Raw genomic sequence first — 20,130 nt, forward strand, 5'->3', positions numbered from 1 at the left:
GTTATAGTGAACGTGTGAATGATCTTGTGACTCTCGGGCAACGCATCCGACATTTCCGCACGACCGCCGGCATGACCCTCGATCAGTTGGGAGACAAGGTCGGTGTGGCCGGTAGCCAACTCTCGCTGATGGAGAACGGGCGACGAGAACCCCGACTCACTCTTCTGTCGGCGATTGCGGCCGCCACGGACATCCAACTTGCTGATCTCTTGGAGGAGTCGCCGCCCACCAAGCGCGCTGCCCTCGAAATTGAGCTGGATCGCTTGCAACGCAGCACTATCTACGCCTCGCTGGGGTTGCCCAAGATTCGCCCATCAAAGGGCATTCCCGATGAGACGCTTGAAGCCATCGTTGGCCTCCACCACGAACTTTCGACGCGGTCGCGCAAAGCAATTGCTACGCCTGAAGAGGCCCGTCGTGCCAACACCGAGTTGCGGATCCGCATGCGGGCCCTCGACAACTACTTGCCTGAGCTTGAAAAAGAAGCCGAAAAGTTGACGATTGCCGGAAATCACACCTCGGGCGCCCTGACTCACCGGGCCGTGAGCCTCATGGCGGAATCGCTCGGCTTCGAGCTCGTGCATGTGCACGACCTGCCGCATTCAGCACGCTCGGTTACTGACCTCAAGCACGGGCGCATCTACTTGCCTCCGGCATCCATTCCTGGCGGTCACGGCTTGCGCTCCATGGCGCTTCAAGCGATGGCGCACCGCGTTCTTGGACACACCGAACCCACCAGCTACGCCGAGTTCTTGCACCAGCGTCTCGAAATTAACTACTTTGCGGCGGCAGTGCTCATGCCCCTCAAGCAGTCCGTTGCATTCTTGAGTGAAGCCAAGACGAATCGCAATATCGCTGTGGAAGACTTTCGGGATGCCTTCGGCGTCACCCATGAAGCAGCAGCGCTTCGCTTCACCAACTTGGCAACCTCGCACCTCGATCTCGAAACGCACTTCTTGCGCGTCGGCGACGATGGGGCTGTCTACAAGGCTTACGAAAATGATGGTCTGCGGCTGCCCGTTGACGTCACCGGTTCAGCGGAGGGCCAATTTGTGTGCCGCAATTGGAGCGCGCGAACAGCGTTCACGCGCACCAACCGCACGACAGAGTTCTACCAATACACCGACACCCCAGAGGGCAGCTTCTTCGAGTCAACCCAAACGGGAACGACGGATGCCGAAGAGTTCTCCATCACCATCGGGGTGCCCTTTGCGCACTCCAAATGGTTCCGCGGCCGCGCGACCGACGTTCGCAAGTCGTCAACCTGCCCTGATGAGAGCTGCTGTCGCAAACCCGAAGACGAGTTGCGCGATCGCTGGTCAGGTAACGCCTGGTCGAGCGCCAAACTTCACGCCCACATTCTCTCGCCGCTGCCCTCGGGAACCTTCCCGGGAGTGGATGATCGCGAGCTCTACGAATTCTTGGAGTTGCACGCGAGCGACGCGCGGTAACGGCGTATCGCGTGGCCGGATCATCTCGCGGTTAGCAGTCGCAGGAAATCGCTGAAACGGGAGCCGTGAGCGGATCCTTTTCGCGGATGACTGGTCCGTTGCTGTCAGCGACGGGGTAGCCTTCGCGCGCCCAGTATTCGAAGCCGCCGATCATTTCGCGCACCTCGTAGCCGAGTCGTGCGAACTCGAGGGCAGCTTTCGTGCCGCCGTTGCAGCCAGGGCCCCAGCAATATACAACAACGGGCATATCGAGGGCGATCTCGCCGCTGGCCCGCTCGCGGATGTCTGCAGTCGGCATATGCACGGCTCCGACGGCGTGGCCCTGGTTCCACGCCGTATCGCCTCGGGAATCGATCAATACGAAACGTTCCTGTGTCTCGAGGGCAGCTCCGACATCCGAGGGATCGGTTTCGAAGTCAAGCTTGCGTGAAAAGTGGGCGACTCGGTCAGCGGCCGTTGCGGGAGGCGTCATGGCAACAGATTAGTGGGCGGCGTCGGTCGCGTGGGGTAACTTCGGTTCGGCACGACACCGGCTACTTGAGGGAGCAATTGATTGCATGGCTAAGAAAACGGCAACCGCTGCACCGCTCATCGATGCTCTGCAGCTTGAGAACCTCGCTGAGGGCGAGGCCACGCTGCTGCGGGCCCACGAAAGCTATGACGGTCAACGGTTTGAGACATCCGATCTCAGCGATCAGGATCTCTCGGGTGTCTCGTTTTCTGAGTGCGAGTTCTCCGACCTGGAGGCCAACGGGGCAGACTTTCGGGCGGCGACCTTTGTCGAGACGCGCTTCGAGAAACTCAACGCCCCCATCTTCACCGCGCCGCGCTCACGCCTTCGCGATGTGAGCATCGAAGGCTCTCGTCTGGGCTCCGCTGAGTTCTATGAGTCCACGTGGAAGTCGGTTCGTTTTACCCATTGCCGCATTGGCTACCTGAATCTGCGTGGCGCCCACCTTCAGGATCTACTGTTCGATGACTGCCTAATCGATGAACTTGACCTTGGCGCGGCCACGGCCAACCGAGTTTCGTTTACGAACACGCAGGTAAATGCGCTCGATCTCACCCGTGCCACACTGACGAATTTTGACTTGCGTGCCCTCGAGTTACGCCACGTCACTGGAGTCGAATATCTCAGGGGTGCAACGATCAATTCTTATCAACTGGCCGAGTTCGCACCCATGCTTGCCGCCCACTTGGGCATCGTGCTCGAAGAATAAGGGGCGCCCGGCGGAATACCGCAACGAACGCCCCTGCTGAATCGTGGAGCCGGCTCAGCAGCCTCCGCCGCCCGAGCCGCAGCACACGTCGGTCTCGGGAAGCATCAGGTTCACGCGACCAGCGCTCGCAGTATCGCCGGCGATTGCGGCGGCCACGGAGCGCACTTGCTCGTACCCGGTAGCCATAAGGAATGTTGGCGCCCGGCCATAGCTCTTCATCCCGACCACGTAGACATTGTTCTCGGGATGCGCGAGCACGCTAGCTCCGTGTGGCTCGACAGTGCCACACGTGTGCACATTGGGGTCGATGAGCGGCGCGAGAGCAACGGGAGCCTCAAGCACGGGGTCGAAGCTGAGGTGCAGTTCACGCAAGATGTCGAGGTCGGGGCGGAATCCGGTGGCGGCGGCGAGAGCATCCACGGTCACGGATTGTTCGCCATCGGGGTTACTGCTGATCACGCGCAGTCGGCCATCGGGCTGAGGCGAAAGCTCGGTGATGGTGAAATCTGTCAGCAGGGTAACGGCACCCGATTCGACCGCAGCCTTGAGGCGTGTTCCGAGGGAGTCGCGGTCCGGAAGTTTGTCGGCAGTTCCGTTGTACATGCGGCGAGCTGAGCGGCCGCGAATAGCCCACGTTATTTCTGTGCCCGGTTCGCTCTCGCGCAGTTCTGCGAGAGCAAGCAGCGTATTGGCGGCCGAGTGACCCATGCCGATCACAAGGGTGTGCTTGCCGGCGAAACGCGCACGATCGGTGCCGCGGACGTCGGGGAGGGGGCCGGTGAGCCACTCGTTGCTTTCGGCCTCACCAGTCGCGGGGAGGCCAGAAGCACCGATGGGGTTGCTGTGACCCCACGTTCCCGAGGCGTCGATAATCGCCGACGCGAGGATGTCGTACACGCCATCGGCGGAGTCAACGCGAACCAGCAGCGGGTGGCGCTCGCGGCCAATGGTTTTGGTGGTGTCGATGCCTTGGCGCGACGTACCGATCACGCGGCTGTTGTAGCGGATGAGCGGGGCAAGCTCGGCGGTGGCGGCGAGCGGGAGGAGGTAGTCGTGAACGAGTTCGGCACCGGTGGGTACCGCTTCGGGGTCAGGGGAGACCCAGTCGGTTTTTTCGAGAAGTTCGCGGCCGACGGGGTCGATGGTGTTGCTCCAGGGCGAGAAAAGCGAGACGTGACCCCACTGGCGGATGGCATCTCCGGCACGTTCTCCCGCTTCGAACACGATGGTGTCGATGCCGCGTTTGTTGAGGTTGGCGGCGGCGGCGATCCCGATGGGGCCGGCCCCGATAACCACGACAGGTAGCGGGTTGGAGGGGGAAGGTACGACGGTCATTGCTCTCCTCGGTGTGTCCGCCAGCAGAACTGCTAGCGCTCGCTCACGATAACAGCAATTACTGTTGATAACAAAGAAAACGTGTACGATCGTAGCTATGAGCGAACGCGTCGATCTTCTGACTATTCAGAAGCCCACTTGGTCTGCCTCGGCCGAGCGGGCCCAGAGCCTAGCGCCACTGTTGCGCGCCCTCGGCGATCCCAACCGGCTCCAGCTCGTGCTCCTGCTCACTGAACGTCCTCACACAGTGCGTGAACTCACGGATGCCACGGGCCTGAGCCAAACATTGGTGAGTCACCACTTGGCGCCCCTGCGCGAGAACGGCCTCGTCACGGTCACGCCGCGCGGTCGTTCCAACGTCTACGAACTGTGCTGCGAAGCATTCGCCGAGCCCGTCAAGATGCTCGCATCTGTTGCGACGAGCACCGATGCCGGCGCCAAGGCCTGCTGCGTCGTGTCATAGCGGCGCGGAGCAATCAGCGTGCGGGTGAAAATAACAGTGCCCCCGGAGGGAATCGAACCCCCGACCTACGGTACCGGAAACCGGCGCTCTATCCCCTGAGCTACGAAGGCAAGGGCTCCATCTTAGCAAGCAATTGCCACCCACTATTAGCACGCTGTGGGGATGACCAGTTCAGCTTCTCGTGACAGTATCGGAGGATGCTGCGCACTGTGTCGTCCCACCAAGAACTCGACCTTCGCGGTCGCACCGAAATGGTCTTCAGTATTGCGGTCTCCGCTTACTGGCCTACGGCATCCGAGTCCATCGACTTTGTGTTGGATGGTGAGCCCCAGCAGCCAACAGAGTTGGTCGATGCGCGCGGAACCCGTCTGCATTCGCTCGTCGCGGGGCCGGGGCGGCTTGTGGTGGATTACGCCGCCACCGTTGAGGAAACCCCCGAACCTGCACCGGTCAACGACATCGATCTGATCGAGTATTTGCGACCGAGTCGCTATTGCGAGTCCGATGTTCTGCTTCCGAGCGCTCGTTCGTTGTTCCCGAGCCAGACCGGTCACGAGTTGCTTCAGGCAGTGCGTGATTGGGTCGGCGCGAATATGCGGTACACGCCAGGCATCTCTTTGGCGACCGATGGGGCAGCCCATTCGATGTTGGCGCGCCAGGGTGTTTGCCGCGACTACGCGCACCTCACGATTTCGATGCTGCGTGCCAAAGATGTGCCGGCGCGGTATACCTCGGTGTACGCGCCCGGGCTAAGCCCCATGGACTTCCATGCCGTCGCCGAGGCGTATGTCGACGGCGCGTGGTGGATCGTTGATTCCACCGGGCTTGCTCCGCGTCAGTCTCTTGTGCGCATCGCTACGGGCCGGGATGCAGCCGATACGGCCTTCCTCACCAACCACTGGGCTGACCTGTTCTTGCAGAATCTTTCGATCACGGTGACGGCAGATACGCTGCCCTCCGACGATCATCGGTCGCCGGTGCAGCTTCCCTAACTGGCCGTGCCTTTTGGCTGCAGCAACTGCCTGCGTCGCCGCCGAGCGCTGTGCGGCGAACCGGCGGGTGTTACTTCAGTGCGGCAGTGACATCCGCAACCAGAGCGGTCGCATTGCTGGCGCGCGAGAACAGCGGCGAGCTGATGGTCACCCAATACGGGCCTGTGAAGACTTGAGCTGTTCCTGTGCCGCCTTGGGATGAAAAGTAGCCAGCGTAGCTATCGGTGCTCGCGCCTGCGTTTGCCTTGAGCGTACTGATCGCGCTGGGGGCTGGTTGCGCGACTGAGACATCGATTGTGGTTCCGCTGGTTCCGTTCTCCCAGCGGCAGGCTGTGCCCTGCAAATCAACTGCCGCTGCTGCGGTTGACCCGGCGGCGGGAGTGAAGTTGTTCAGCAACACATAGTTGGGGTTGAAGTCGTACATTTCCTGAGGCGTGATGAGCGCTGAGCAGGCAATGTCTACAGGGGTGGCTTCAGGAGCGGGTGCCGAAGTTGGTTCAGCCGGGTTCGTTGGGGCGCTTGTGGAGTCTGAGCCACTCGTCGATGTAGCGGTTGGCGTTGCGGCGCTCGACGGCACGGTACTAGTGGGGGAGGCGCTCGGCACTGATTCGGTCGGAACACATGCGCTCAAGAGAAGAACGGATGCGCTCAGTGCGATCACTGCAGGAATAGTGCGAAGTCGAGAAGCCATAGTTCCATTCTGCTGACCCGCAGCGCTGACGAAGTGCAGTGACCCGGCATTGTCGCGAACTGCGCCAGATCCGCAGTCGTCACCCAGTACTCTTAAGAGGTGAATCCTGCTGACCTTTCTGCCACCTTGCTCTCTGTCGTCTCTCGCATTGCGGCTGACCGCGGCACGCCCGATTTGGGGCTGACGGTGAACGATCTGGTGCTGGAGCGTCCGCGCAACCGCGATCATGGCGACTGGGCATCCAATATCGCTATGAAGCTGGCGAAGCCGTTGGGGGCGAACCCTCGTGAACTTGCGACAGAAATCGCTGAGCAGGCGCGCGCTATTGACGGAATTGCTTCGGTGGATGTTGCAGGCCCCGGCTTCATCAACATCACCCTGGATGCCGCTGCCGCTGGTGCGCTCGCGAAGACAATCGTTGAGCAGGGCGAGGCCTACGGTCGCAATGATTCCCTCGCGGGTCAGACCATCAACTTGGAGTTCGTTTCGGCCAACCCCACGGGTCCGCTGCACATCGGCCACACGCGGTGGGCGGCTCTCGGGGATTCGCTTGCCCGCATCCTGAAAGCTGCCGGTGCTGAGCTGGTGAGCGAGTTCTACATCAATGACGCCGGAAACCAGATGGACAACTTTGGGGCGTCAATTCTGGCGTCGGCGAAGGGTGAGCCCACTCCGGAGAACGGCTACCCGGGCGCTTACGTTGCCGAGCTCGCTCAGCGTGTGCTTGCCTCGAACCCTGAAATTCTCGAACTAGACCACGACGAGGCGATCGCTGTTGCGCGCGAGCGGGGCTATGAGCTTCAGCTCGGCGAAATCAAGAAGTCGCTCGCCGCGTTCAACGTGCACTTCGACGTCTGGTTTAGTGAGCGCGAACTTCATGCTGTCAACGCCGACGGCAAGAGTGCGATCGATGCTGCCGTCGAGCGTTTGCGTGCCCAGGGCCATGTCGCCGACATCGACGATGCCGTGTGGGTCAAGACCACCGACTTCGGCGATGACAAGGACCGCGTCATCAAGCGCGGCAACGGCATTTATACCTATTTTGCAGCCGATGCGGCCTACTACTTGAGTAAGGGCGACCGTGGCTTCGCCCACAAGATCTACTTGCTCGGTGCCGACCACCACGGTTACGTTCACCGTCTCAAGGCGCTCGCCGGAGCTGCTGGTGACGACCCCGAAAAAGATATCGAGGTGCTCATCGGGCAACTCGTGAGCATCAATGGTGCTCGCCTGTCGAAGCGTGCGGGCAACATCATCGAGCTCGATGACCTGCGTGAATGGCTCGGAACAGATGCGCTGCGCTACTCGCTCGGTCGCTACCCCTCCGATTCGCCGCTCAGCCTCGACCCCGAGATTCTGCAAAAGCGCACGAACGACAACCCGGTCTTCTACGTTCAGTACGCTCACGCGCGCACTCACAGCGTTGCTCGCAACGCGGGGGAGTCGGGAGTGGATCGCAGCGTGTTCGATGCTTCGCTTCTCACGAACGAATCTGAGAGCATCCTGCTTGGCGTGCTTGCTGAGTTCCCGCGTATCGTCGCTCAGGCGGCGGAGTTGCGCGAACCACACCGCATCGCGCGCTTCGCGGAAGAGCTCGCGGGCAGCTATCACCGGTGGTACGACCAGTGCCGGGTCACTCCCTTGAACGATGAAGAGGTCACCGACGTTCACCGCACCCGACTCTGGGTCAACGACGCTGTCGGTCAGGTACTGCGCAACAGCCTCTGGATGCTCGGGGTCAGTGCACCCGAGCGGATGTAGCCTTCGTGACTTCAGACGAACGGCCCAGTCACGACGAAGAGCTTGCCGGCTCCGAGGATGGCACGGCGCCGACGCTCGATTTGGGCGTTCAGTCCACCGTCGAGTTGCGCCTCGCTGAGACGGCTGCGCCCGCAGCGAAACCCTGGCGGCGACGCCGTCGTTGGATCTGGTGGGTCGTTCTTGCGGTCGTGGCGATCATCCTGATCACGGGCGTCATTCTCGTGGAAACAATCGGTCGTACTTTCGCGACGAATCTGGTGCGGGATGAGATTGCCTCGTCGCTCAACCTCGAAACGACCGAGGGTGTTGCTGTTGATCTCGGCTCCGGTTCGCTCATCGTACAAGCTCTCACGGGCGGCCTCGATGTCGTCACGATCGACGTCGATAGCTTCGAAGTGAACGGCCTTGAGTCTTCCGTCAGTGTTGTGGCGACAGGCGTCCCGATAATGACGTCACAGCCTGTCGGCACTCTCTCGATGGATGTCTCTATTGCGGGCAGCGAAGTGTCCAAGCTTGCGACAACGTTGAGCGGCACCGGGCTCGATTCGATCGAACTCGAAGGCAGCGCCATCCGAGTGTCGACTGTCTTCACGCTCTTGTTCTTTGAGATCCCGGTCGCCCTTGATTTGGTGCCGGTTGCTGCCGGAGACGCCGTTGCGTTTGAGCCGGAGTCGGTCATTCTCGGCGATCAACAGATCTCAGTTGCTGACCTGCGCGAGAACCCGCTCGTCTCGGGGCTGGCTGGCAGCCTATTGAGCTCTCAAGAGTTCTGTGTCGCGTCATCATTACCGACCGCCTTGACGATCGATGCGGTTGCGGTGGCGAACGACAACCTCGTCATCCAACTCAGTGCTGACGGCATTGCGCTCGACGATGCGGCCTGGCAACAATACGGCACGTGTCCAGCGCCGTAGCTCGATTCAGCGCTAGCCGCGCCAGCCGTTAGAGTGGTCAGCATCCCCAACGCCTGTGCGGACACAATCCGCCGTTTTCCGTCTACATCTCTGTGAGGTGCGACTGTGTTCGCGAACCCGCTGGCGCCCGAGTGGCTTGAAACTCCCGCCGAAGCAAATTCTTTGCCATCGACCGTCTGGTCACGCACGTCAGCGCGCGCCGAGAACGGTGAACTGACGATTGCGGGGGTCACAGCGAGCGAGCTCGTTTCTGCCTTCGGCACTCCGGTCTACGTTGTGGACGAAGCGGATGCCATTGCTCGTGCCACCGAAATCAAGGCGGCGTTCGATTCCGAGTTCGCTCGCATCGGCTCCGGAGTCAAGGTGTACTACGCGGGCAAGGCGTTCCTCTGCACGGAGGTCGTTCGGTGGATGACGGCCGCTGGCCTGAACATCGATGTCGCCTCGGCTGGCGAGATGGCGGTTGCGCTCGCGGCTGGCACGGATGCGTCGCGTTTGGGTTTCCACGGCAACAATAAGAGTCTTTCCGAGATCGACCGTGCCGTGCGCGCGGGCATCGGCCCCATCGTTATCGACAGCGTCGTCGAAATCGGTCGGGTTGCTGAAGCCGCCACACGGCACGGTCGAACCCAGCGGGTGCGCTTGCGCATCAATAGCGGGGTTCACGCATCAACCCACGAGTACTTGGCGACGGCGCGGGAGGACCAGAAGTTTGGTGTCCCGCTTGCGGAGGCTGAAACTCTCGTGGCGCAGATCCGCTCGCATCCTTCGTTGGATTTCGTGGGCATCCATTCGCATATTGGTTCGCAGATTTTTGACACCGCGGGCTTCGCTGAGGCGGCACGTCGTTTGCTTGAGTTGCATGCACGTTTGTCGGTGGTTGCTCCGGTGCCCGAGCTTAATTTGGGTGGCGGTTTTGGCATCGCGTATACCTCGGTTGATCAGGCGTTGCCGGTTGCTGAGCTTGCCGCGTCGCTGGCTACCATCGTTGAGGCCGAGTGCGCGCGGCTCGAGATTCCGGTACCAATCATTGCGATTGAGCCCGGCCGGTCGATCATTGGCCCGTCGACAACCACGCTCTACACGGTCGGCACGATCAAGGATGTGCTCGTTGATGGTGTCGCCGTGCGCAAGTACGTCAGCGTTGATGGCGGCATGAGCGACAACATTCGCCCCGCTCTGTATGAGGCCGACTATTCGGCACGCATCGCGAATCGGATTTCGGATGCCGCCCCTGAGCTTGCACGCATTGTGGGCAAGCACTGCGAGGCGGGCGACATCGTCGTGCGCGCCGAGTACTTGCCTGGTGACGTCGAGATTGACGACGTGATCGCCGTGCCTGCCACTGGTGCCTACGGTTGGGCGATGTCCAACAACTACAACTATCTTGCGCGCCCGCCCGTCGTTGCGGTGCGCGATGGCCACGCCCGCATCATTGTGCGCGGCGAAACCGAAGACGACCTACTCAGCCGCGACGCGGGAATTACACCATCGGGAGACTCTGAATGATCGAATACCGCAACCTTCGCGTCGCAGTTTTGGGCGGAGGGAGTGTCGGATCGCAGGTCACCGCACTGTTGCTTGAACACGCTGACGAACTCGCCGCCCGTGCCGGAGCCGGACTTGAAGTCGTCGGCGTTGCCGTGCGCGACCTCGATGCTCCTCGCGACACCAACATCCCCCAAGAACTCCTGACGACCGATGCAGAGTCGCTCATCGTCGGAGCCGACATCGTCATCGAACTCATTGGTGGCCTCGAGCCCGCTCGCACCTGGATTCTCAAGGCTCTGCATTCAGGCGCTGACGTCATCACCGCCAACAAGGCTCTGCTGGCTCACCACGGCGCTGAACTCTTCGAAGAGGCAGCCCAAGTCGGCGCGCAGCTCTACTACGAAGCTGCTGTTGCTGGCGCGATCCCCATCATTCGCCCGTTGCGCGACAGCCTCGCTGGCGACCGCGTCAAGCGCATCCTCGGCATCGTCAACGGCACCACGAACTACATTCTTGACCGCATGGATGCCACGGGCGACAGTTTCGACGATGCCCTCGCCGAGGCGACTCGCCTCGGGTATGCCGAAGCTGACCCCACCGCAGACATCGAAGGCTATGACGCCGCCCAGAAGGCATCCCTGCTCTCGAGCCTCGCGTTCCACACTCGCGTTCCGCTGGAATCGGTCCACCGTGAGGGAATCACGGGCGTCACCGCCGAGCAGGTTATTGCGGCCCGCAAGGCTGGCTATGTCGTCAAGCTACTCGCCATTTGCGAACGCATCCTCAACGCTGACGGCACCACCGCTGGAGTCAGCTCTCGCGTGCATCCCGCACTCGTTCCGCTGACTCACCCGCTCGCTGCGGTGCACGGCGCGAACAACGCTGTGTTTGTTGAGGCCGAAGCCGCAGGCAGCCTCATGTTCTATGGCGCTGGTGCTGGCGGAATCGAAACAGCATCCGCTGTTCTCGGTGATGTCGTATCCGCTGCTCGCCGCCATGTCATTGGTGGTCCTGGCGTTGCAGAGTCGACGCACGCTAACCTGCCCATCTTGCCGATCTCTCGCGTTACGACGCGCTACCAGATCACCTTGACGGTCGTTGATGAGCCTGGTGTGCTCGCCAAGATCGCTGCCGTCTTTAGCGATAATGGCGTCTCTGTTGAGGCGGTCAGTCAGACCGTTGGCGCGGTAACTGAGGGCGTGCCGAGCGCTACCCTTATTACGGTCACGCACGAAGCGACCGATGAATCGCTAGCCGCCACGGTGGCAGCACTGACCGAGAACTCGGTGGTGCGCGATGTTGTGTCCGTTTTGAGAGTCGAAGGACTGTAGCCAATGGACAGTGAAATCAGCAACCGGCAGCGGGAAAGTCTTCTTCACGAGCACGCCGACCGTCTCGGTATGACGATGACGATGGCGAAGGCATGACCTCGCTCGTCGGTCGCAGTGTCGTCGTGCGTGTGCCGGCGACTTCGGCCAACCTTGGCCCGGGGTTCGACACGCTGGGGCTCGCGCTCTCGCACTATGACGAGTTGATCGTCACTGCGGTCGAGGGCTCTGGCGTCACGATTGATGTCGCGGGTGTTGGCGCCGGAATTGTCGCGACCGATGAGTCAAACCTCGTGATTCAGGCGATTCAGCACTGCTTTACACACTTCGGGCAGACCATGCCGGCACTGCACGTGTCGGCGACCAATGTCATCCCGCACGGTGGGGGACTTGGTTCGTCTGCTGCGGCAATCGTTTCGGGCGTCATGGCGGCCAAGGGGTTGCTTGAGGGCATCGTCGAGATGGATGCCGCAATCCTCCTCGTGCTCGCAACAGAACTTGAGGGGCACCCCGATAACGTCGCGCCTGCCCTTTTGGGTGGCCTCACGATCGCGTGGACCACCGACTCGGGGCCGCAGGCCAAGAAGCTGATGGTGCACCGTGGAGTGTCACCGCTTGTTCTTGTGCCCGACTTCCGGGTTTCGACGGCGCATGCGCGCAGTTTGCAACCGGATGCCGTGCCCTACGCCGACGCTGTCTACAACGTTTCGCGGGCTGCGCTCCTCATCGCGGCACTGACGCAGAGCCCTGAAGTGTTGCTCGAAGCCACCGGCGATCGCCTGCATCAGGACTACCGTGCTGCAGCGATGCCGCAGACCACAGAGCTGATCCGGATGCTGCGCTCGCACGGCCATGCTGCGGTTGTTTCCGGTGCCGGGCCCTCGGTTCTGGTGCTGGCTGATGACCCCGCGAGGCGTCTCGAGGCCGCGGCTCTCGTGCAGGAGCACGCCGCAACGCCGTGGGAGAGCCTCCTCTTAGCCGTGGACTTCAAAGGTGCTACAGTGAATGAGCACCAGGTAGAAGCTACGGCGTAGTCGTAGCCTCCCGGTCGCACTTCACCCGTCGTATCCCCGAATTTAGATTCCTGCGCATCCGCGCAGACATCGGTGAGCGACTAGCTCTCCACCAAGGAAATCAATCTTGGCTGGGGAAAGGAACCCCAAGTAGTGACTGACGTCAACAACCACGCATCAAGCGTGGATTCCCGTGCCGCGCTGAGCGCGTTGCGACTGCCCGAGCTTCAAGCTATGGCGGCCGAACGCGGCATCACCGGTACTTCCAAACTTCGCAAAGGAGATCTCGTGGACGCAATTAACGAGAAGAACAACAGCAACACCGCATCAACCCCACCCACCGAGGCTGCAGCAGCTCCTGCACGCAAGCGCGCTTCGCGCCGTGTCACGAGCACTGACGGTGCCGCCATCGCTGGCACCGAGAGCCCCGCTGGCGCTCCTCAGGTAGACAAGAGCGCTTCATCGTCGAAGGAATCAGCTGCTCTGGCACCTGCCGCCGACGGTGCAGCAGACAAGCCGAAGACGGCTCCTCGCAAGAAGAAGACTGACGCTGCAGTTGCTCCCGAGTCGGATGCCGCAGCAAGCACCACCGCATCCAGCAGCGCAGCAGCATCCACCGATGCTCCCGCAGCCGACGCAGCCCCCAAGCGCAACCGTCGCAGCTCCAGCCGTAGCGCTGCACCTGCGGACGCATCGAGCGACGAGACCGCCGCTTCGGCCGACGTGAAGTCGGCCGACGTGAAGTCGACCGATGTGAAGTCGACCGACAACGACGGCAAGGCTGCCAAGGGCGGCAACAAGAACGACAACCGCAACAACAACAAGAGTGACAAGGGCAGCAACAACGCCGATAACTCTGACAAGAACTCCGACGACAAGAACAGCGGTTCTGACAAGAACAGCGGTTCTGACAGCAACGACGACAACGATTCCGACAACGAGTCGGGTTCGGGCCGTGGCCGCAACCGCAACCGCAGCCGCAATGGCAGCAGCCAAAACGGTGAAGGGTCTGGTCGCCAGAACAACAACCGCCGCCAGAACAACAACAGCGATGGCAGCAACGCTGAGGGCAACCGCAACGGCAACAACAACGGCGGAAACAACCGCAACAACGATGACTCGCGCGGCGGTGACGTTGACTCCGAGCGCGGTGGACGCGGTCGTTACCGTGACCGCAAGCGTGGCCGTGGAAACATGGGCGACGACTTCGAGCCCGAGATCACCGACGATGACGTACTGATCCCGGTTGCCGGCATCCTCGACGTTCTCGACAACTACGCTTTCGTCCGCACCACTGGTTACCTTCCCGGTAACAGCGACGTGTACGTGTCACTTGGCCAGGTCAAGAAATACAACCTCCGCAAGGGTGACGCCGTTGTTGGCGCTATTCGCCAGCCGCGTGAGGGTGATAACAGCCAGGGCCGCCAGAAGTACAACGCGATTGTGCGCATCGACTCGATCAACGGTCTTCCCGTTGAAGAGGCTGCGAACCGCGTTGAATTCGGCAAGCTCACGCCGCTGTACCCGCAGGAGCGTTTGCGTCTCGAGACCGAGCCGACCATGTTGTCGACTCGCATCATCGACCTCGCTGCTCCGATCGGCAAGGGCCAGCGCGGACTGATCGTCTCGCCGCCCAAGGCAGGCAAGACGCAGATTCTTCAGGCCATCGCGAACGCGATCTCCAAGAACAACCCCGAGGTTCACCTCATGGTTGTTCTCGTTGACGAACGCCCGGAAGAAGTTACAGACATGCAGCGCACCGTCAAGGGCGAAGTTATTGCCTCGACCTTCGACCGCCCCGCTGAAGACCACACCACCGTTGCCGAATTGGCTATCGAGCGCGCTAAGCGTCTCGTCGAACTGGGTCACGACGTAGTCGTACTGCTCGACTCGATCACGCGCCTCGGCCGTGCCTACAACCTGACTGCACCGGCCTCGGGTCGCGTTCTTTCCGGTGGCGTCGACTCCGCAGCGCTGTACCCGCCGAAGCGTTTCTTCGGTGCGGCTCGCAACGTTGAAGAGGGCGGCTCGCTCACCATCATCGCTACCGCGCTCGTCGAGACCGGTTCGAAGATGGACGAGGTTATCTTCGAAGAGTTCAAGGGCACTGGCAACATGGAACTGCGTCTGTCGCGCCAGCTGGCTGACAAGCGCATCTTCCCCGCGGTCGACTTCAATGCATCCGGAACACGTCGCGAAGAGATGCTTCTCGGTGCCGACGAAGTCAAGGTCACCTGGAACTTGCGTCGTGCCCTTGCTGGTCTCGACCAGCAGGCTGCGCTCGAGATCGTGTTGAATAAGCTGAAGGAGACGCAGTCGAACGTTGAGTTCCTCATGCAGATCCAGAAGTCACTTCCTTCCACTAACGGCACAAAAGAGGACTAACTATGTTCGAGTCAGTACAGTCGCTGCTGACCGAGCATGGGGAGCTCGAAGGTCAGCTAGCTGACCCCGAGCTCCACTCAGACCCGGTCCGCTCGAAGAAAGTCAACCGACGTTACGCCGAGTTGTCGCGCATTGTTGCGGCGTACCATAACTGGCGTCAGTTGACGGATGACCTTGCGGCAGCCACCGAAATGGCTGACGAAGATGAGTCATTCGCTGCAGAGATCCCCGGGCTCACCGAGACTCTCGAGGCTGCTCAAGAGAAGCTTCGTCGCATTCTGATTCCGCGTGACCCCAACGATTCCCGTGACGTGATCATGGAAATCAAAATGGGGGAGGGCGGCGCCGAATCGGCGCTCTTCGCTGGCGACCTGCTGCGCATGTACTTGCACTATGCAGAGTCCAAGAAATGGAAGACCGAGATCATCGAGCAGACCTCGAGCGACCTCGGTGGCATCAAAGATGTGCAGTTGGCTGTCAAGGGCAACTCGAGCGATCCCGCTGAGGGCGTCTGGGCACACTTGAAGTACGAGGGGGGAGTGCACCGCGTTCAGCGTGTGCCCGCCACCGAGTCTCAAGGTCGCATCCACACCTCTGCTGCTGGTGTGCTCGTGTTCCCGGAGGTCGACGAACCTGAAGAGGTTGAGATCAGCCAGAACGATCTCAAGATCGACGTCTACCGTTCCTCGGGTCCCGGTGGTCAGTCGGTGAACACCACTGACTCCGCTGTTCGTATTACTCACCTTCCGACCGGCATCGTCGTGGCTATGCAGAACGAGAAATCGCAACTGCAAAACCGCGAAGCCGGTATGCGAGTGCTGCGTGCCCGCATCTTGGCTCGCTACCAAGAAGAAGCGGATGCCGAGGCGAGTGAGTACCGCAAGAGCCAGATCCGCACGATGGATCGCTCGGAGCGCATTCGCACGTATAACTTCCCCGAGAATCGTATTGCGGATCATCGCACCGGGTACAAGGCCTACAACCTTGACCAGGCGATCAACGGCGCTCTCGAGCCTGTCATTCAGTCGTGCATCATGGCCGATGAAGAGGCTCGTTTGGCTGCAGTGGGAAACGACTCCTGAGCGAGGCAATGACTGTCGAGCACAACATCAGTGTCGCTGACCTTGTAGGCAGCGGCACTGAATTGTTGGGTGCTGCGGGAGTTCCGTCTCCGACGGTCGATGCGGAACTGCTGGTCGCTCACGTGCTCGAGTTGAGCCGCGGCGAATTGCGGGTTCGCGTGGTCACCGGTGCGCTGGTGCCCCCTGCGGCAGAAGCTACCGTTCGCGAACTCTTTGCCCGCCGTGCTGCCCGCGAACCGTTGCAGCACATCACTGGTATCGCGCCGTTCCGCAATCTTGAATTGCGTGTTGGCCCCGGCGTCTTTGTGCCGCGGCCCGAAACAGAAACTGTCGTGCAGTTCGCGATCGATGCCCTCACTCTCAGCGCAACTCCTGAGCCGATCGGTGTCGATCTTGGCACCGGAAGTGGCGCGATTGCACTCTCGATGGCCACCGAGGTGCCGCGCGCTCGTATTTATGCGGTCGAGTTGTCACCGGACGCGATGCCGTACACAAGCGAGAACTTTCGTCGCTATGGCGCCGATAACGCGACGCTCATCAACGCCGATCTGGGGGACGCTTTTCCCGAGCTCAACGGCACCGTTGACGTGGTCATTTCGAACCCGCCGTACATCCCGGCGGCCGCAATCCCGCGCGATATCGAAGTGCAACTCCACGACCCCGCTCTGGCGCTCTACGGCGGAGAAGACGGCATGGATGTCGTACGCCGCGTCTCAACGACGGCTCGCCGTCTGTTACACCAGGGTGGCACTCTCGTGCTCGAGCACGGCGAGGAGCAAGCTCCGGCATTGGCCGCGCTGCTCACGGCGGACGGCTGGAACGCCGTAGCTCACCACAAAGACCTCCTCGGCCGCGACCGCGCCACTACAGCGCTGCTGTAACGACGGGGTTTCGCCGGGTCTAGTGCCCGCAGCGCGAGTGCAGAGGCGCTCTAGGCCCGAGCAGCCGCAAACTCTTCAATCGCCCGGTGCAGTTCTGCTCCGCTGCGAAAGTGGTGGCCGGTGATGCCGAGGGATTCGGCGCCCGCCACGTTCTCGGCTAAATCGTCAGCGAAGAACGCGTCGTGGGCTTCCACGCCGTACGCCTCCAACGTGCGCTCGAACACGATCGGATCTGGCTTCCGGGCGCCGTAGAAACTCGATGTGCGCAAGTGGGTGCCGAAAATATCGACAAGCTCGGGAGCGACCACGGGAAGGTTATCTCCGAGCAGTGATCCGTTGTTGGTGAGCAGGGTCGCTTGGCCCAGTTCTGACGCGTGTCGGGCAGCGGCGAGCGAATCGGGCCACGCTGTCATCGCATTGGATCGAATCTCTAGCCAGCGCTCGACATCCACGCTGTGGCCGATCGCTTCTTCAAAGGCCGCGAGGTACTCTTCGCCGGTCGGATACAGCCCTGCTTCGGCACCAAATTCGCCATCGTCGTGCCACCAGAGGCGTCGCAATTCGAGAAAACTGCGGCCGGTTAGCTCGCTGAGAGCGGCCATTCGTGCACGCCAGTCGTACTCATAGAGCACGTCATCCATGTCAAAGATGAAAAGCAGCGTCATTGTTGGCCATCGCTATCTGTTAGTCGTGATCAGTCTTTCACTGTTTCGCCCGGTACCATGTTGGGGACATGGATGACCTTTTTGATTGTGCCGACGAAGCGCAGCTCTTGACCGGCATGCGACTCGCTCGCGTGGCTATTGGCCGCGGCGATCTCGTTGTGATCCCTACTGACACTGTTTACGGGGTGGCTGCTGATGCTTTCCAGCCCGAGGCGGTGCAGAAGCTGATTGATGCCAAGGGGCGCACGAGGCAGTCTCCTCCGCCGGTGTTGATCCCGGGCATCCCCACCCTTGATGCGCTTGCCGCCCAGGTCCCTGACGAGGTTCGCGAACTGGTTGCCGAGTTTTGGCCCGGTGGCCTCACGATCATTCTTCCAGCGCAGCCTTCGCTGATCTGGGATCTCGGCGAAACTCAGGGCACAGTGGCGTTGCGGATGCCGTCGAGCCGTATTGCTCTCGAACTGTTGTCAGAGACGGGTCCGCTTGCGGTCTCGAGCGCTAACAGCACGGGTCTGCCGGCGGCACGCTCGGCGGCCGCGGCAAAGGAGATGCTGGGGGAGTCGGTTTCGGTCTACCTCGACGATGGCGAGGGCGGCGAGCTCGCTTCAACGATCGTGGATGCTACGGGTTTGCTTGTCGACGGCGGCAAGCTGCGCATCGTGCGTGAGGGCGTCATTTCGGCCGACGCCATTCGCGATCTGATCGGGGCCGATCGGTGCGAATAGTTTTTTACTTCCTCATTGCGGGTATCGCCGCAATGGTCACCTATGCCTTGTCGCTAGTTGTGCTCAAAATGAGCCTCAAGTACAAGCTGTATCCGCAGGTTCGCCAGCGTGATGTGCACACGACTCCGACACCACGACTCGGTGGTGTGGCGATGTTCTTCGGAATTGTCGTCGCTTTCGCGGTGGCGTCGAGCTTCGACAACTTTTCTTTGATTTTCGACGAGCCAAGCAAAGTGTTTGGTTTGCTCGGTGGAGCTCTCATTGTCGTGGTGATTGGCGTTGCTGACGATATTTGGGATCTCGATTGGCTCACCAAGTTGGCTGGCCAGATCATCGCGGCTTTTGTCGTCGCGTGGCCCGGCGTGCAGCTTTCTACGCTCCCTATCGGGGGCAAGACGATCGTGTCGCCCCATATCTCGATCATCATTACTATTTTCGCGATAGTTCTCGTGATGAACGCGGTGAACTTCATCGACGGTCTCGACGGCCTTGTTGCGGGCGTCGCGATCATCGCGAGCAGTGTTTTCTTTGTGTATGCCTATCTATTGCAGGGGCAAGCGCAAACGGAATACTTCAACTTGGCGTCCCTCGCGACAGCGATTTTGATCGGTGCCTGCGTCGGGCTGCTTCCCGTTAACTTCCATCCTGCCAAGATGTTCATGGGCGACTCCGGTGCTCTACTTGTCGGACTCGTGATGGCGGCGTCTGCAATCTCCGTCACGGGCCAAGTGGACAACACAGAATTGGCTCAGCCTGACCAATTCACGCTCAGTTTCTTGCCGGCCTTCATCCCGATCCTTCTCCCGGTTGCAGTCTTAGTGATCCCGTTGTTAGATTTTGGGCTTGCCATCTTGCGACGGCTCCGGGCAGGTAAATCGCCCTTCACTGCAGACCGCAAACATTTGCATCACCGCCTGCTCGACATGGGCCACTCCCACCTGCACGCTGTTCTCATCCTGTACAGCTGGACGTTTGTGGCCTCGGTCGGCGTTCTCGCCTTCACCTTCGTGCCGTGGCGGTGGGCGGCGCTCATGTTCGTCGTCGGTCTCGCTGGCTGTGCAGCTCTCACGCTCGCACCTCTTAGTCGTCGCAAGTCGCGTGAGGCTGCTGCGCAGCGCCTCGCGGCGGAGCAAGAGTCTCTCGACGATGCACGATATGACGGTCTGGATGCCGCATCTAACGACAGTTCGACCCAGCACAACACAAAGGAACCCACCGAATGAAGTCCTCCGCAATTCTCGGCCGCGCGATCGCCTACGGGGCAATCTTGACCGTCAGCATCGCTGTGGTCGGCTCCATCGTGGGGTACCTCGTCGCAGACACCTCCGGGCTGATCAGTGCCTTGATCGGCGCTGGGCTCACGGCCCTCTTTATGGCGCTTACTGCCGGCAGTATCGTTGTCGCGTCGCGGGCAACCGGGGGCGATTCATCGAGCACCATTTTCTTCGCGATCGTTCTGGGCGCGTGGCTGATCAAGTTCGTCTTGTTCATCGCCATCTTGGTTGTGCTGCGCGGCCAGCCGTTCCTGGAGCCTGTCGTATTCTTCTTCTCGATCCTCGCGGCGGTGCTCGGTAGCCTCATCGTCGACGTGCTGGCGTTCGTTCGTGCGCGGGAAAGTTACGTGCCCGGAGTGCAGTTGCCAGGTGAAGATACCTCGACGTCAAACTAATCTGGCGGATTCGCCCGCAGATTCGTCGTGAGCGTAATTCTCTTGATAGAGTTAGTTCCTGTTA

The 20,130-nt window shown here is 60.9% G+C and carries 19 protein-coding genes and 1 tRNA gene; 15 read left to right on the top strand and 5 right to left on the bottom strand.

What is annotated here, in order from left to right:
• Positions 1 to 14: 14 nt before the first annotated feature.
• Positions 15 to 1,451 (top strand): helix-turn-helix domain-containing protein, encoded by a 1,437-nt coding sequence (locus I6E52_RS13155; RefSeq protein ID WP_197158161.1) that lies wholly within the window; start codon positions 15 to 17, stop codon positions 1,449 to 1,451.
• A 31-nt stretch (positions 1,452 to 1,482) separates the two neighbouring features.
• Here the strand turns inward: I6E52_RS13155 and I6E52_RS13160 are convergent, their stop codons facing one another.
• A complete protein-coding gene (locus I6E52_RS13160) occupies positions 1,483 to 1,923 on the bottom strand; it encodes a rhodanese-like domain-containing protein (protein WP_197158163.1) in 441 nt (146 codons plus the stop codon).
• Between the two features lie 85 nt (positions 1,924 to 2,008).
• Here I6E52_RS13160 and I6E52_RS13165 point away from each other — a divergent pair, with 85 nt between their 5' ends.
• Positions 2,009 to 2,671 carry a pentapeptide repeat-containing protein gene (locus I6E52_RS13165; protein ID WP_197158165.1) on the top strand — a complete coding sequence of 221 codons (663 nt, stop codon included), beginning with the start codon at positions 2,009 to 2,011 and terminating at the stop codon, positions 2,669 to 2,671.
• A 54-nt stretch (positions 2,672 to 2,725) separates the two neighbouring features.
• Here the strand turns inward: I6E52_RS13165 and I6E52_RS13170 are convergent, their stop codons facing one another.
• The gene (locus tag I6E52_RS13170) at positions 2,726 to 4,006 is read right to left on the bottom strand and encodes an NAD(P)-binding protein (protein ID WP_197158167.1); all 1,281 of its coding nucleotides are present in this window, start codon (positions 4,004 to 4,006) and stop codon (positions 2,726 to 2,728) included.
• A 97-nt stretch (positions 4,007 to 4,103) separates the two neighbouring features.
• On the opposite strand from I6E52_RS13170, the gene I6E52_RS13175 reads away from it, so the two are divergent.
• A complete protein-coding gene (locus I6E52_RS13175) occupies positions 4,104 to 4,469 on the top strand; it encodes a helix-turn-helix transcriptional regulator (RefSeq protein WP_197158169.1) in 366 nt (121 codons plus the stop codon).
• A 37-nt stretch (positions 4,470 to 4,506) separates the two neighbouring features.
• Here the strand turns inward: I6E52_RS13175 and I6E52_RS13180 are convergent.
• Positions 4,507 to 4,579: transfer RNA gene (locus I6E52_RS13180), tRNA-Arg, on the bottom strand.
• Between the two features lie 87 nt (positions 4,580 to 4,666).
• Here I6E52_RS13180 and I6E52_RS13185 point away from each other — a divergent pair.
• Positions 4,667 to 5,461: a transglutaminase family protein gene (locus tag I6E52_RS13185; protein WP_197158171.1), complete on the top strand. Its 795-nt coding sequence runs from the start codon at positions 4,667 to 4,669 to the stop codon at positions 5,459 to 5,461.
• A gap of 70 nt (positions 5,462 to 5,531) precedes the next feature.
• Here the strand turns inward: I6E52_RS13185 and I6E52_RS13190 are convergent, their stop codons facing one another.
• Positions 5,532 to 6,152, bottom strand: a complete 621-nt coding sequence (locus I6E52_RS13190; RefSeq protein WP_197158173.1) for an arginyl-tRNA synthetase — start codon at positions 6,150 to 6,152, stop codon at positions 5,532 to 5,534.
• Positions 6,153 to 6,251: 99 nt separating this feature from the next.
• Here I6E52_RS13190 and argS point away from each other — a divergent pair, with 99 nt between their 5' ends.
• The 8 genes from argS to prmC all read left to right on the top strand — a co-directional run bounded on the left by argS (position 6,252) and on the right by prmC (position 17,007).
• Entirely contained in the window at positions 6,252 to 7,913 is a 1,662-nt protein-coding gene (gene argS / locus I6E52_RS13195; protein ID WP_197158175.1) for an arginine--tRNA ligase, read from the top strand.
• Between the two features lie 5 nt (positions 7,914 to 7,918).
• Positions 7,919 to 8,827, top strand: coding sequence for an LmeA family phospholipid-binding protein (locus I6E52_RS13200; RefSeq protein ID WP_197158177.1), 909 nt, complete (start codon positions 7,919 to 7,921; stop codon positions 8,825 to 8,827).
• Between the two features lie 105 nt (positions 8,828 to 8,932).
• Complete coding sequence (lysA, locus tag I6E52_RS13205) at positions 8,933 to 10,336, top strand: diaminopimelate decarboxylase (RefSeq protein ID WP_197158179.1); 1,404 nt, start codon at positions 8,933 to 8,935, stop codon at positions 10,334 to 10,336.
• Positions 10,333 to 11,649, top strand: coding sequence for a homoserine dehydrogenase (locus I6E52_RS13210; protein WP_197158181.1), 1,317 nt, complete (start codon positions 10,333 to 10,335; stop codon positions 11,647 to 11,649). The genes lysA and I6E52_RS13210 overlap by 4 nt, the downstream gene beginning before the upstream one ends.
• 92 nt (positions 11,650 to 11,741) lie before the next feature.
• Positions 11,742 to 12,680 carry a homoserine kinase gene (gene thrB / locus I6E52_RS13215; RefSeq protein ID WP_197158184.1) on the top strand — a complete coding sequence of 313 codons (939 nt, stop codon included), beginning with the start codon at positions 11,742 to 11,744 and terminating at the stop codon, positions 12,678 to 12,680.
• A gap of 132 nt (positions 12,681 to 12,812) precedes the next feature.
• Complete coding sequence (gene rho / locus I6E52_RS13220) at positions 12,813 to 15,044, top strand: transcription termination factor Rho (protein WP_197158186.1); 2,232 nt, start codon at positions 12,813 to 12,815, stop codon at positions 15,042 to 15,044.
• A gap of 2 nt (positions 15,045 to 15,046) precedes the next feature.
• Entirely contained in the window at positions 15,047 to 16,126 is a 1,080-nt protein-coding gene (prfA, locus tag I6E52_RS13225; RefSeq protein ID WP_197108951.1) for a peptide chain release factor 1, read from the top strand.
• Positions 16,127 to 16,134: 8 nt separating this feature from the next.
• Positions 16,135 to 17,007 carry a peptide chain release factor N(5)-glutamine methyltransferase gene (gene prmC, locus I6E52_RS13230; protein ID WP_197158188.1) on the top strand — a complete coding sequence of 291 codons (873 nt, stop codon included), beginning with the start codon at positions 16,135 to 16,137 and terminating at the stop codon, positions 17,005 to 17,007.
• A 50-nt stretch (positions 17,008 to 17,057) separates the two neighbouring features.
• Here prmC and I6E52_RS13235 read toward each other — a convergent pair whose 3' ends face one another.
• Positions 17,058 to 17,672, bottom strand: a complete 615-nt coding sequence (locus I6E52_RS13235; RefSeq protein ID WP_197158190.1) for an HAD family hydrolase — start codon at positions 17,670 to 17,672, stop codon at positions 17,058 to 17,060.
• A gap of 68 nt (positions 17,673 to 17,740) precedes the next feature.
• Here I6E52_RS13235 and I6E52_RS13240 point away from each other — a divergent pair, with 68 nt between their 5' ends.
• From I6E52_RS13240 to I6E52_RS13250, 3 genes are read left to right on the top strand one after another with little or no spacing between them, the layout of a single operon-like run.
• On the top strand, positions 17,741 to 18,397 hold the full coding sequence (locus tag I6E52_RS13240) for an L-threonylcarbamoyladenylate synthase (RefSeq protein ID WP_197126575.1): 657 nt from the start codon (positions 17,741 to 17,743) through the stop codon (positions 18,395 to 18,397).
• Positions 18,394 to 19,620: an MraY family glycosyltransferase gene (locus I6E52_RS13245; protein WP_307842554.1), complete on the top strand. Its 1,227-nt coding sequence runs from the start codon at positions 18,394 to 18,396 to the stop codon at positions 19,618 to 19,620. The genes I6E52_RS13240 and I6E52_RS13245 overlap by 4 nt, the downstream gene beginning before the upstream one ends.
• Entirely contained in the window at positions 19,617 to 20,066 is a 450-nt protein-coding gene (locus tag I6E52_RS13250) for a hypothetical protein (RefSeq protein WP_197126577.1), read from the top strand. Before I6E52_RS13245 ends, I6E52_RS13250 begins: the two co-directional genes overlap by 4 nt.
• The last annotated feature ends 64 nt before the right edge of the window (positions 20,067 to 20,130 follow it).

It is taken from the genome of Salinibacterium sp. NG253, from assembly GCF_015864945.1.
Taxonomy (GTDB): domain Bacteria; phylum Actinomycetota; class Actinomycetes; order Actinomycetales; family Microbacteriaceae; genus Rhodoglobus.

What these genes read in the sequence shown, in the direction of transcription:
- I6E52_RS13235 (WP_197158190.1), bottom strand. Translation starts at nt 17,672, where the DNA reads ATGACGCTGCTTTTCATCTTTGACATGGATGACGTGCTCTATGAGTAC.
- I6E52_RS13175 (WP_197158169.1), top strand. Translation starts at nt 4,104, where the DNA reads ATGAGCGAACGCGTCGATCTTCTGACTATTCAGAAGCCCACTTGGTCT.
- I6E52_RS13210 (WP_197158181.1), top strand. Translation starts at nt 10,333, where the DNA reads ATGATCGAATACCGCAACCTTCGCGTCGCAGTTTTGGGCGGAGGGAGT.
- I6E52_RS13160 (WP_197158163.1), bottom strand. Translation starts at nt 1,923, where the DNA reads ATGACGCCTCCCGCAACGGCCGCTGACCGAGTCGCCCACTTTTCACGC.
- prmC (WP_197158188.1), top strand. Translation starts at nt 16,135, where the DNA reads ATGACTGTCGAGCACAACATCAGTGTCGCTGACCTTGTAGGCAGCGGC.
- I6E52_RS13165 (WP_197158165.1), top strand. Translation starts at nt 2,009, where the DNA reads ATGGCTAAGAAAACGGCAACCGCTGCACCGCTCATCGATGCTCTGCAG.
- prfA (WP_197108951.1), top strand. Translation starts at nt 15,047, where the DNA reads ATGTTCGAGTCAGTACAGTCGCTGCTGACCGAGCATGGGGAGCTCGAA.
- thrB (WP_197158184.1), top strand. Translation starts at nt 11,742, where the DNA reads ATGACCTCGCTCGTCGGTCGCAGTGTCGTCGTGCGTGTGCCGGCGACT.
- I6E52_RS13190 (WP_197158173.1), bottom strand. Translation starts at nt 6,152, where the DNA reads ATGGCTTCTCGACTTCGCACTATTCCTGCAGTGATCGCACTGAGCGCA.
- I6E52_RS13185 (WP_197158171.1), top strand. Translation starts at nt 4,667, where the DNA reads ATGCTGCGCACTGTGTCGTCCCACCAAGAACTCGACCTTCGCGGTCGC.
- I6E52_RS13170 (WP_197158167.1), bottom strand. Translation starts at nt 4,006, where the DNA reads ATGACCGTCGTACCTTCCCCCTCCAACCCGCTACCTGTCGTGGTTATC.
- I6E52_RS13240 (WP_197126575.1), top strand. Translation starts at nt 17,741, where the DNA reads ATGGATGACCTTTTTGATTGTGCCGACGAAGCGCAGCTCTTGACCGGC.
- I6E52_RS13250 (WP_197126577.1), top strand. Translation starts at nt 19,617, where the DNA reads ATGAAGTCCTCCGCAATTCTCGGCCGCGCGATCGCCTACGGGGCAATC.